This is a genomic window from Escherichia sp. MOD1-EC5990 (assembly GCF_002965285.1).
In the GTDB taxonomy this organism is placed as follows: Bacteria; Pseudomonadota; Gammaproteobacteria; order Enterobacterales; family Enterobacteriaceae; genus Escherichia; species Escherichia coli_F.
Map to the genome: position 1 here is coordinate 213,025 of NZ_PTRV01000005.1, position 11,899 is coordinate 224,923.

Consider the following 11,899-nt stretch of genomic DNA (forward strand, 5'->3'; position numbering starts at 1 on the left):
CGGGTTATCCAACCCGGCATTTCCCCCTTACCCCGCCCGATAAAACGGTTTATCCCCAAGAATCGTCGCCCGATGCATAATCCGCCGCTGTGGCAGGTAATCCGCATTGGCATAGTGCTGAGTCACTCGGTTATCCCAAATCGCAATATCATTCGGTTGCCAGCGCCAGCGCACCTGAAACTCCGGTTTAGTGATATGGGCAAACAAAAAACCTAACAAGGCTTCGCTCTCTTTATCGCTGACATCAACAATTCGTGTGGTAAAACCTTCGTTCACAAACAGCGCCTGTTTACCGGTCACCGGATGCGTTCGCACAACTGGATGGAGCAACGGTGGATTTTTCGCGACCGCCTCGCGCCAGCGTTGATGCTCATCCTCGGTTTTGCGGTACTTGTATTCCGGGAACGATTTACGGAAATCATGCTCCGCACGTAGCCCGCTCAATAGTTGACGGAAGGGAGCTGAGAGCGCCTCATAGGCCGCAATACCGCTGGTCCAGAGCGTATCGCCGCCAGTCGAGGGTAACTCTTTCGCCGCCAGAATCGCCCCTGCGGGTGGCGTTTCAATAAATGTCACATCGGTGTGCCAGTTATCGTTATCTGGCGGATTATCGTTATGAGTATCCAGTACGATGATCTCCTCAACCCCTTCGGCATGAGGGTAAACAGGATGAATATGCAGTTCGCCAAAACGCTGGGCCAGCGCGCGTTGCTGCTGCGGTGTAATGGCTTGTTCACGCACAAATACCACCTGATGGCGCAGTACCGCATGGTAAAGCTGTTCAAACTGATTATCGCTTAACGGACGCGTCAGGTCGGCACCCGAAATTTGTGCACCGATATACGGCCCCAGCGGGGCAATGCTCAGACGTTCACTCATTGTACTTCTCCATGCCAGGGCGTCAGGCGGCGCTGTAACGCGCGCAGACCCAGTTCTAAAAGAAAGGCGATAATCGCAATCACCGCGATCCCCGCCAGCACCACGTCAGTCGCGAGAAATTCACCCGCTGACTGGACCATAAAACCCAAACCGCGCGTCGCGGCAATCAGCTCCGCCGCCACAAGCGTAGACCAGCCCACACCCAGGCCAATGCGTAATCCGGTGAGGATTTCCGGCAGCGCGCCGGGCAAAATAACAAACCACAGCACCTGCGCACGGCTGGCTCCCAGCGACTGCGCGGCACGAACGCGAACCTGCTGCGCGCTTTTCACCCCCGCCAGCGCCGACATCGCCACAGGTGCAAAAATCGCTAAATAGATCAGTAAGATCTTTGAGGTTTCACCAATACCAAACCAGATCACCATCAGCGGCAAATACGCCAACGGCGGCACCGGGCGATACAATTCAATTATCGGATCCAGAATGCCCCGCACCGTCGGACTTAGCCCCATGGCGATCCCAACCGGAATGCCGATTAACACCGCCGCAAGTAACGCGAATATAATGCGCGTCAGGCTGGCTGCCAGATGCTGCCACAAGGTGGCATCCATAAATCCCTGCGGTCCTGCAATGGTGAGTAGTTTTGCCAGTACCTGTTGCGGCGGCGGCAAAAACAGCGGGCTAATCAGTTGCAGCGCCGCCACTGCCCACCATACCGTGAGTAAAACCGCTAACGTGCCAATGCTTAAGGTCACCTGACGCGAGAGCGGCCAGCGCCATTTCAGCCGATGCGAATGCAGTTTTTCATTAATGAGCACACTCATGAGAACGCCTCCCGTTGCTCAAATACGCGGCTTAAAACATATTCGCGCATGGCGATGAATTGTGGATCGGACTTGATGCTGCGGCTCGACTCTCCCGCAACAAAGCGGCGAGCAAAGTTGAGCGGCAGCCGCTCCAGCACACGGCCTGGACCGGGGGAAAGCAGAACCAGTTCAGTCGCCATAAACACCGCTTCTTCTATATCGTGGGTAATCAACAGCACCTGCTTTCCCGTCTCCTGCCAAAGTTTCAGCAGCAGGGTTTGCATCTGGTCGCGGGTGAAGGCGTCCAGCGCACCAAACGGTTCGTCGAGTAATAACAGCTGAGGATTCGCCGCCAACGCGCGGGCAATCCCAACCCGCTGACGTTGACCGCCGGAAAGCTGCCAGATATAGCGTTTTTCTGCGCCTTCCAGCCCCACTTTTTTCACCATCTGGTGCGCGATTTCCAGGCGCGGTACTTTCTCTACACCTGCCAGTTGCAGGCCGAACGCCACATTGTCCTGCACATTGCGCCACGGTAGCAGCCCTTCATTCTGAAAAACCACGCCACACTCTGCCCCCGGCCCCTGAATGCGTTTGCCCGCCAGTTGAATGCTGCCATGCTGGTAAGGCACAAAACCGGCAATCAGATTCAGCAAGGTGGTTTTGCCGCAGCCGGACGGCCCCAGCACCACCAGTAGCTCGCCGCTTTCCAGCGTCAGGTTGATATCTTCCAGTGCCGGTTTGCCGCCATAATCGGCGTAAAGATGAGAAATTTGCAGCATCTGCGCCTCCTTTTATTGCACGAAGCGCGAGGTAACGTACTGGCTGTAATCATTCGCTACAGCCGGGACTTTGCCCTGCTCTTTCAAAAACTGCGCGGTGTCGATGATCGCTTTGTTCACCGGTCCGGTCAGATCTGCCGTTTGTTGCTGCGGCGTCAGATAGGTATTCCCCTTCACCAGCCCCGGAACGTCACCTTCCGGCACACCGCTTAAACGCGCCAGTTTGCTGATGTTTTCCGGCTGTTTCAGCCACGCGTCTGGGTTAGCAATGTACGGTTGCTGAGCATCGATGGCGCTTTTAGCGAACGCTTTCACGACTTCAGGATGTTTCTCGGCAAAATCTTTGCGCACTACCCAGACGTCCAGTGTCGGCGTGCCCCACTGACCGACCTGTTCGGAATCAGTCAACACCTTGCCGTCTTTTTCCAGTGCGTTAACCGCCGGTGCCCAGACATAAGCACCATCAATGTCTCCCCGCTGCCAGGCGGCGATAATCGCAGGCGGCTGCAGGTTCACAATCTCCACTTGCCCAGGTTTAATACCCCAGTGTTTCAGCGCCGCCAGCAGGCTGTAGTGGGTGGTGGAGATAAACGGTACGGCGATGCGTTTACCAATGAGATCTTCGGGTTTGCTGATGGTTTTCTTCACCACCAGCGCTTCGGAGTTACCCAGTTTTGACGCCAGCAAGAAGACTTCAATCGGCACCTGTTGGCTGGCTGCAACCGCTAATGGGCTGGAACCGAGGTTACCGATTTGGACATCGCCTGAAGCCAGCGCCCGCACGATGCTGGCTCCGCTGTCAAACTTGCGCCAGTCCACCGTCGCCCCGCTCTCTTTAGCAAAGGTGTTATCAGCCTGAGCCACTTTCGCTGGTTCAGCGGAGGTTTGATAGGCCACGGTGACGTTCACCGCCTGTGCCTGAAAAGCGATGAATGCCAGTGCGGCAAGAAGTGTGTTACGCGATGAAATTGCCATGATTGTCTGCTCCCCTGTCTTGTTATAGGAGCAGTATTCAGGAATAAAAATATTCATTAAAAGAATTAGTCGTTATCACACAGATGATTTTATTCTTAGCAAAAAAGCGGCAAAGGAAAGATTAAATATGCAATTACACCCACTCTGACAATTCAGTAAGTTACTGCACTTCATTTTATTAATGCATAAACAAGCAGATTATAATGTCTTTTATTTTATTAACAGCAATACATATAATGAAACCATTATATTCACACCGCATATATAACTGTGTCATTCTCAATCAACCACACAATATATTCACATAATGTATATAATCCATATTTGTGCATAGAACATATTTTTAATATGTAATTAATTGACAAACTAAATCACATCTAAATACAATATATAAAACAAAATAACTATACAAACCAAACACACAAACACTTAACATATGAACTACATAAAAGATTACGCAGTCGTATCCACGTACCTGAAAGCCCCTTATTTTTCAGCTATCAGCAATTTTTAACATTTAAATATTAGCATCTGTCTGCGCCAGAGATTACGTCTCTGTGGGCATCGTTGTGCTTGTAGTATAATAAATAAAATGGAGTGTCATTAAGTGGATAAGGTTTTAGATTCAGCCATCCTTTCTTCAGCAAATAAAAGAAAGGGTATCCTTGCTATTGGCGCACATCCTGACGATATAGAATTGGGCTGTGGCGCGTCGCTCGCTCGTCTTGCAAAAAAAGGGTTCTATATTGCAGCGGTAGTGATGACATCGGGTAATTCCGGCGTGAGTGAAATAATTAATCGACATCAGGAATCACTCGAAGCATTAAACATTTTGGGGTGTCAACAAACTATTCATTTTAATTTTGCTGACACCCGTACTCATTTACAACTTAATGATATGATTTCCGCTCTGGAAGATGTCCTTAAAAAACAAATTCCGTCTGATGTAAAAATCATTCGTGTATACACCATGCATGATGCTGACCGCCATCAGGATCATCTTGCAGTCTATCAAGCCTCAATGGTTGCCTGTCGCGCTATTCCGCAAATTCTCGGCTATGAAACGCCAAGTACCTGGCTTTCATTTATGCCACAGGTTTTTGAATCCGTGGAAGAGGAATATTTCACCATTAAACTGGCTGCATTAAAACAGCATAAGAGCTAGGGCCATCGTGATTATATGCGCCCGGATCGCCTGCGTGCAGTTGCACAATTTCGCGGACAACAGGTCAATAGCGATCTGGGTGAAGGCTTTGTAATTCATAAAATGATTCTTTGAGCAAATTGCATGAAAACCTGGATATTTATATGTATGGCCGTAGCAATATTGCTATGGTTCCTAAGTACGTTAAGGCGTAAGCCCAGCCAAAAAAAAAGCTGTATTGACGCCATTATACCTGCTTATAACGAAGGCCCGTGTCTGGCGCAGTCACTGGATAATCTGCTGCGTAACCCTTATTTTTGCCGGGTAATTTGCGTTAACGACGGCTCCACGGACAATACCGAAGCGGTCATGGCGGAAGTCAAACGCAAATGGGGCGACCGCTTTATTGCCGTCACGCAAAAAAATACCGGTAAAGGTGGTGCGCTGATGAATGGCCTCAATTACGCCACCTGCGACCAGGTTTTTTTAAGTGATGCCGACACCTATGTTCCGCCCGATCAAGACGGAATGGGCTATATGCTGGCAGAAATAGAGCGCGGTGCTGATGCCGTAGGCGGCATTCCCTCTACTGCGTTGAAAGGCGCGGGTCTGTTACCGCACATCCGCGCGACCGTAAAGTTGCCGATGATTGTTATGAAGCGCACGCTACAGCAGCTCCTGGGCGGCGCACCGTTTATTATCAGCGGTGCCTGCGGGATGTTCCGTACTGATGTATTACGTAAGTTCGGTTTCTCTGATCGTACTAAAGTCGAAGACCTTGATCTCACCTGGACATTGGTGGCAAACGGCTATCGTATTCGGCAGGCGAATCGCTGCATCGTATACCCACAGGAATGCAACAGCCCGCGTGAGGAATGGCGTCGCTGGCGGCGTTGGATTGTGGGCTACGCGGTCTGTATGCGCCTGCATAAAAGACTTTTATTTAGCCGCTTCGGTATCTTCAGTATATTTCCTATGCTGTTGGTTGTGCTTTATGGCGTTGGGATTTATCTCACTACCTAGTTTAATGAATTCATCACCACCGGGCCGCATAGTGTGGTGTTGGCAATGTTTCCGCTTATCTGGGTCGGCGTAGTTTGTGTTATTGGTGCTTTTAGCGCCTGGTTTCATCGTTGCTGGTTGTTGGTGCCTTTAGCGCCGCTTTCCGTTGTGTATGTATTATTAGCTTATGCCATCTGGATTATTTATGGACTTATTGCCTTTTTTACTGGACGCGAACCTCAGCGCGACAAACCCACCCGCTATTCCGCACTGGTGGAAGCGTCAACCGCTTATTCCCAACCTTCTGTCACAGGAACTGAAAAACTATCTAAAGCTTAATGTTAAAGAGAAAAATATTCAGATTGCAGACCAGGTAATTATTGATGAAACTGCAGGTGAAGTTGTTATCGGCGCGAATACCCGTATTTGTCACGGTGCCGTTATTCAGGGTCCGGTAGTGATTGGCGCAAACTGCCTGATAGGTAATTATGCGTTTATTCGTCCTGGCACAATAATCAGCAATGGCGTAAAAATTGGTTTCGCCACCGAAATTAAAAATGCGGTTATTGAAGCGGAAGCAACGATTGGTCCGCAATGTTTTATTGCCGACTCGGTAGTCGCAAACCAGGCATATTTGGGCGCACAAGTACGTACCAGTAATCATCGTCTGGATGAACAGCCCGTGTCTGTTCGAACTCCAGAGGGAATTATCGCTACCGGATGCGATAAATTAGGTTGTTATATCGGACAGCGTTCACGCCTTGGCGTACAAGTTATTATTTTGCCTGGGCGAATTATTTCCCCGAACACGCAACTTGGCCCGCGCGTGATTGTAGAACGTAATTTACCTACCGGAACTTATTCACTCCGACAAGAACTTATCCGTACAGGAGATTAAAATGATAAAACGGACGTTATTAGCGGCGGCAATTTTTAGCACATTGCCCGCTTATGCCGGGTTAACTTCCATTACCGCGGGCTACGATTTTACCGATTATTCTGGCGATCATGGCAATCGTAATTTAGCGTATGCTGAACTGGTGGCGAAAGTTGAAAACGCAACGCTACTTTTTAATCTTTCCCAGGGGCGTCGTGATTATGAAACTGAACATTTCAATGCCACTCGCGGCCAGGGTGCAGTCTGGTACAAATGGAATAACTGGCTGACAACCCGAACGGGTATTGCCTTTGCGGATAATACGCCGGTCTTTGCCCGCCAGGATTTTCGTCAGGATATTAACCTGGCCCTGTTGCCAAAAACGCTTTTCACGACCGGTTATCGCTACACTAAATATTTCGATGATGTCGAAGTCGATGCCTGGCAAGGCGGCGTATCCCTCTATACTGGCCCGGTGATCACCAGCTATCGCTATACCCATTATGACTCCAGCGATGCAGGTGGTAGTTACAGCAATATGATTTCCGTGCGTCTGAATGACCCGCGCGGCACTGGTTATACTCAACTATGGCTAAGTCGCGGAACAGGTGCTTACACCTATGACTGGACGCCAGAAACACGCTACGGCAGCATGAAGAGCGTCAGTTTGCAACGTATTCAACCGCTGACTGAGCAACTTAATCTCGGGCTGACGGCAGGTAAAGTGTGGTACGACACCCCAATCGATGATTATAACGGTCTGCAACTTGCAGCCCATCTGACCTGGAAATTCTAATTCCTTCTGCCGCCCGCTATCCGGGGCGGCCTTCCCTGTCGATTAGGCCCCTCTTTCCTTTTTGTTATCCGACTACATTCACCGGATAAATTTTATTCTCCAGTGTTATATACTATAGGGGGGTATGCATTGACATATAGCATACCCCCCTATAGTATATTGCGTGCAGATGATGAGGTGCGAAATGCCCAGTACTCCGGAAGAGAAGAAAAAGGTCCTTACTCGAGTTCGTCGTATTCGGGGGCAGATTGATGCTCTGGAACGGTCGCTGGAGGGTGATGCCGAATGCCGTGCCATACTCCAACAGATCGCTGCCGTTCGGGGCGCGGCTAACGGGCTGATGGCAGAAGTGCTTGAAAGCCATATCCGGGAAACGTTTGACCGAAATGACTGCTACAGCCGCGAAGTCAGCCAATCCGTTGACGACACTATTGAACTGGTTCGCGCCTATCTTAAATAGCTGAATCTATTACCATATTGAGGAAGAGCGAGAGATGAAATCACGTGCTGCCGTTGCATTTGCTCCCGGTAAACCGCTGGAAATCGTTGAAATTGACGTTGCACCACCGAAAAAAGGTGAAGTGCTGATTAAAGTCACCCATACCGGCGTTTGCCATACCGACGCATTTACCCTCTCCGGCGATGACCCGGAAGGTGTATTCCCGGTAGTTCTCGGTCACGAAGGGGCCGGCGTTGTGGTTGAAGTCGGTGAAGGCGTAACCAGCGTCAAACCTGGCGACCATGTGATCCCGCTTTATACCGCAGAGTGCGGCGAGTGTGAGTTCTGTCGTTCCGGCAAAACCAACCTCTGCGTTGCGGTTCGCGAAACCCAGGGTAAAGGCCTGATGCCAGACGGCACCACCCGTTTTTCTTACAACGGGCAGCCGCTTTATCACTACATGGGATGCTCTACATTCAGCGAATACACCGTGGTCGCGGAAGTGTCTCTGGCCAAAATTAATCCAGAAGCAAACCATGAACACGTCTGCCTGCTGGGCTGTGGCGTGACCACTGGCATTGGCGCGGTGCATAACACTGCTAATGTCCAGCCAGGTGATTCTGTTGCTGTGTTTGGTCTTGGCGCGATTGGTCTGGCAGTGGTTCAGGGCGCACGTCAGGCGAAGGCGGGACGGATTATCGCTATCGACACTAACCCGAAGAAATTCGATCTGGCGCGTCGCTTCGGTGCCACCGACTGCATTAACCCGAATGACTACGACAAACCGATTAAAGATGTCCTGCTGGATATCAACAAATGGGGTATCGACCATACCTTTGAGTGCATCGGTAACGTCAACGTGATGCGTGCGGCGCTGGAAAGTGCTCACCGCGGCTGGGGTCAGTCAGTGATCATCGGGGTCGCGGGTTCCGGTCAGGAAATCTCCACCCGTCCATTCCAGTTGGTCACCGGTCGCGTATGGAAAGGTTCCGCGTTTGGCGGCGTGAAAGGTCGTTCCCAGTTACCGGGTATGGTTGAAGATGCGATGAAAGGCGATATCGATCTGGAACCGTTTGTCACGCATACCATGAGCCTGGATGAAATTAATGACGCCTTCGACCTGATGCATGAAGGCAAATCCATTCGAACCGTAATTCGTTACTGATTTCCCGCTGATTTCGCCCCGTCCAGTTCAGACGGGGTTCTCAATACCGTCCCCGGGCAGCCGTCCGGGGATTAACCATGAGATAATGACTGATGGAACTCATTGAAAAACATGCCAGCTTTGGCGGCTGGCAAAATGTGTATCGGCATTATTCCCAATCACTGAAATGTGAAATGAATGTCGGTGTCTATCTCCCGCCAAAAGCCGGGAATGAAAAATTGCCGGTACTGTACTGGCTTTCGGGCCTGACCTGTAACGAGCAGAATTTCATTACTAAATCGGGGATGCAACGTTACGCGGCTGAGCACAACATTATTGTTGTTGCGCCAGACACCAGTCCGCGAGGCAGTCATGTCGCAGATGCCGACCGTTACGATCTCGGACAAGGTGCCGGGTTTTACCTGAACGCAACGCAAGCGCCGTGGAATGAACATTACAAAATGTATGATTATATCCACAACGAGCTGCCGGATTTAGTGATGCAACATTTTCCGGCAACGACCAGAAAGTCTATCTCAGGTCATTCTATGGGCGGGCTGGGCGCGCTGGTGCTGGCGTTACGTAACCCAGATGAATATGTCAGCGTCTCGGCGTTTTCGCCCATTGTCTCCCCATCGCAAGTACCGTGGGGACAGCAAGCCTTTGCCGCATATCTTGGTGAAAATAAAGATGCCTGGTTGGATTACGATCCGGTGAGCCTTATTTCACAAGGTCAACGCGTTGCGGAAATCATGGTTGATCAGGGATTGAGTGATGATTTTTACGCAGAACAGCTGCGGACTCCAAATCTTGAAAAGATCTGCCAGGAGATGAATATCAAAACGTTAATCCGTTATCACGAGGGTTATGATCACAGCTATTATTTTGTCTCCAGTTTTATTGGCGAGCATATTGCCTACCACGCCAATAAACTGAATATGCGTTGAGCATCCGCGCACGCCAGCCGGATGCGGCGTGAACGCCTTATCCGCCTACATTTCGCCCATAAACCGTAGGCATGATAAGACGCGCATAGTGTCGCATCAGGCATCTGCGCACAACTGCCGGATGCGGCGTGAACGCCTTATCCGGCCTACATTTCGCCCATGAGCCGTAGGCATGATAAGACGCAAAGCATCGCATCAGGCATCTGTGCACGGCTTATCGATGATTACCACATCAAATCATCAGGCACTTTAAAGTCGGCATACGGATCGTCTTCATCCTGCTCTTCGGCGCTGAGCGCGCTGTGCAACACAATACTGCTGGCGTCACGCTGAGCAATTTTATCGGCAACGCTGGCGGGAATAATGGCGTATTCACCTTCACTATTGTTATCGATCTGCAAACGTGCAATCGCCAGACGACCATTAATCAACTGCGTTTGTGTGAGCTTATCGACAAAAATCTTCTTAATCAGATTGCCATCGGTAAAGTTAAAACCGATATCGCCATTGGCAATGGTGATCCGGTTCATTTCAATAAGCTGCTTCACCTGAGCTTTATATTCTTTCGCCAGTGCCGCTTGTTTTTGCTGCTCGCTAAGCTGTTTATCACGCTCAAGCTGTGCCTTTTTATTTTCTTCTACCGCCGCCCGAGCTTCACGCGCCTGAACGCGCGATTTTTTCGCCGTTCTCTCGACCTTCGCCGCTTTTTTGCTGGTGACTAATCCTGCTTTGAGCAACTGCTCTTGTAAGGTAAGTTTTGCCATCTTTGTTTCCAAACCCGCTGAATAATTTTTAGCGAGTATACCTGTAAACGCCGTGGGTGTATTGGGGGGCAAGTCCCTTTCGCCCCGGCTTAATAAGGCGCGTCAGGCATCAGCGCACGGCTGCATTCGTGATTTTCGACTCATCAAAATAAACACCGCTAATCCAGCAACAAGAATACCCGGCGCAGATGCGGCCATTACGCCAACCGTGCCAGTGCCTAATGCCAGCATTTTCCCTGCCAGCAACGGGCCGCTCATGGCACCCAGACGCCCAATCGCCACGGCGGTTCCCACGCCGGTTGCGCGGATCTGCGAACTGTAAAACAACGGAGCCAATGCATACAAAACGCTTTGCCCACCTGTTGCAAACAACCCTGCGACGAATCCCGCCAGCAACATACCGTTAAATGATGACACCGTTCCCAGCGCTAACAGCGAAGCTAACATACCGCTATAAATCAGTAGCGACATGGTCATTGGACGCAGTTTATCCATCAGTGCGCCCAATATTAACGTCCCGCTTGCCGCCCCCATTTGTAGTGCAAACATCACCCCTGCCGCCTGCGATGGCTGGAATCCTTGTTCCACTAAAAGCAGCGGTAGCCAGTTGATCAACATGTAGACCACCAGCAAAGTGAAGAAATAACACAACCACAGCAGCAGCGTTGCGGTTGCCGTTTCTGGCGCAAATAACGCACGCAGTGGAGGCGCGGCCTGTTTTTCGCCAGCGAACACCGCCGACTCCGGCAGCCAGCGCATTAATAGCGGCACCAGAATCAGCGGCACCACACCACCGACCCAAAACACCGTTTGCCAGGCTAAGTTTGCCCCCGCGAAACCCAGCGTCGCCGCCAGCGCTGCGCCAATGGGGACACCGCAATACATCAGGCTCACCGCCGTTCCACGAAAACGTGGCCCCGCCGCTTCAGACGTCAGGGCGATAAGATTCGGCAACGCCGCCCCCAGCCCGACACCGGTCATCAGCCGCGCAAAGACCAGTGAGGGGAAATCCCAGGCAATAGCCGTTGCCAGCGAGAACAAACCAAACAGTGCAACTGAACCAATCAAAATGCGTTTACGACCATAACGGTCCGCCAGCATTCCGCCAACCAGCGCGCCGGGTAGCAAACCGAGTATTCCGGCACTGAATATCCAGCCCATTTGCATTTTATCGAGTGCAAAAGCCTGGGCGATGCCACCCGCCGCAATGCCAGCCGCCTGAAGATCCAGACCTTCCATCAGAGCGACCAAAAAACAAAGCCCGACGGTCAGCATCAGGCGGGATGAAGATGATGAAGGGGTACGAGTCGACATAAGATGAACCTCGTTGCGAATGCAGGTGAA

General features: G+C 50.9%; 13 protein-coding genes and 1 pseudogene. 7 read left to right on the plus strand and 7 right to left on the minus strand.

The genetic code is table 11. From position 1 onward, the window contains the following. Positions 1-27: 27 nt before the first annotated feature. Genes tauD through tauA form a run of 4 tightly spaced genes read right to left on the minus strand, consistent with a single transcriptional unit; the run spans position 28 to position 3,442 of the window. Positions 28-879 (minus strand): taurine dioxygenase, encoded by an 852-nt coding sequence (gene tauD, locus BEB42_RS08235; protein ID WP_105267279.1) that lies wholly within the window; start codon positions 877-879, stop codon positions 28-30. Further along, the gene (gene tauC / locus BEB42_RS08240; RefSeq protein ID WP_105267280.1) at positions 876-1,703 is read right to left on the minus strand and encodes a taurine ABC transporter permease TauC; all 828 of its coding nucleotides are present in this window, start codon (positions 1,701-1,703) and stop codon (positions 876-878) included. Before tauC ends, tauD begins: the two co-directional genes overlap by 4 nt. Beyond that, on the minus strand, positions 1,700-2,467 hold the full coding sequence (gene tauB, locus BEB42_RS08245; RefSeq protein WP_105267281.1) for a taurine ABC transporter ATP-binding subunit: 768 nt from the start codon (positions 2,465-2,467) through the stop codon (positions 1,700-1,702). The genes tauC and tauB overlap by 4 nt, the downstream gene beginning before the upstream one ends. Before the next feature lie 12 nt (positions 2,468-2,479). Beyond that, the gene (tauA, locus tag BEB42_RS08250; RefSeq protein ID WP_105267282.1) at positions 2,480-3,442 is read right to left on the minus strand and encodes a taurine ABC transporter substrate-binding protein; all 963 of its coding nucleotides are present in this window, start codon (positions 3,440-3,442) and stop codon (positions 2,480-2,482) included. 607 nt (positions 3,443-4,049) lie between these two features. Here tauA and BEB42_RS08260 point away from each other — a divergent pair. After that, positions 4,050-4,607: a PIG-L deacetylase family protein gene (locus BEB42_RS08260; protein ID WP_105267283.1), complete on the plus strand. Its 558-nt coding sequence runs from the start codon at positions 4,050-4,052 to the stop codon at positions 4,605-4,607. Here BEB42_RS08260 and BEB42_RS27195 read toward each other — a convergent pair. Further along, on the minus strand, positions 4,587-4,706 hold the full coding sequence (locus BEB42_RS27195) for a hypothetical protein (RefSeq protein ID WP_439330439.1): 120 nt from the start codon (positions 4,704-4,706) through the stop codon (positions 4,587-4,589). The genes BEB42_RS08260 and BEB42_RS27195 overlap by 21 nt on opposite strands. Before the next feature lie 24 nt (positions 4,707-4,730). On the opposite strand from BEB42_RS27195, the pseudogene BEB42_RS08265 reads away from it, so the two are divergent. The 6 genes and pseudogenes from BEB42_RS08265 (at position 4,731) to fghA (ending at position 9,791) form a co-directional block, all read left to right on the plus strand. Beyond that, positions 4,731-5,927: pseudogene (locus BEB42_RS08265) on the plus strand (glycosyltransferase). Then, on the plus strand, positions 5,905-6,486 hold the full coding sequence (locus tag BEB42_RS08270; RefSeq protein WP_024183734.1) for an acetyltransferase: 582 nt from the start codon (positions 5,905-5,907) through the stop codon (positions 6,484-6,486). Before BEB42_RS08265 ends, BEB42_RS08270 begins: the two are co-directional and overlap by 23 nt. A gap of 1 nt (position 6,487) precedes the next feature. Further along, positions 6,488-7,261: a YaiO family outer membrane beta-barrel protein gene (locus tag BEB42_RS08275; protein ID WP_105267284.1), complete on the plus strand. Its 774-nt coding sequence runs from the start codon at positions 6,488-6,490 to the stop codon at positions 7,259-7,261. Between the two features lie 184 nt (positions 7,262-7,445). Continuing rightward, positions 7,446-7,721 (plus strand): formaldehyde-responsive transcriptional repressor FrmR, encoded by a 276-nt coding sequence (frmR, locus tag BEB42_RS08280; protein ID WP_001141271.1) that lies wholly within the window; start codon positions 7,446-7,448, stop codon positions 7,719-7,721. 34 nt (positions 7,722-7,755) lie between these two features. Beyond that, a complete protein-coding gene (gene frmA, locus BEB42_RS08285; protein ID WP_000842112.1) occupies positions 7,756-8,865 on the plus strand; it encodes an S-(hydroxymethyl)glutathione dehydrogenase in 1,110 nt (369 codons plus the stop codon). A gap of 92 nt (positions 8,866-8,957) precedes the next feature. After that, on the plus strand, positions 8,958-9,791 hold the full coding sequence (gene fghA / locus BEB42_RS08290) for an S-formylglutathione hydrolase (protein ID WP_000419075.1): 834 nt from the start codon (positions 8,958-8,960) through the stop codon (positions 9,789-9,791). 224 nt (positions 9,792-10,015) lie between these two features. Here the strand turns inward: fghA and BEB42_RS08295 are convergent, their stop codons facing one another. Both BEB42_RS08295 and mhpT read right to left on the minus strand, forming a co-directional pair. Further along, positions 10,016-10,555, minus strand: coding sequence for a DUF2058 domain-containing protein (locus tag BEB42_RS08295; protein WP_001096712.1), 540 nt, complete (start codon positions 10,553-10,555; stop codon positions 10,016-10,018). Between the two features lie 102 nt (positions 10,556-10,657). Beyond that, the gene (gene mhpT / locus BEB42_RS08300) at positions 10,658-11,869 is read right to left on the minus strand and encodes a 3-(3-hydroxy-phenyl)propionate transporter MhpT (RefSeq protein WP_105267292.1); all 1,212 of its coding nucleotides are present in this window, start codon (positions 11,867-11,869) and stop codon (positions 10,658-10,660) included. Between the last annotated feature and the right edge of the window lie 30 nt (positions 11,870-11,899).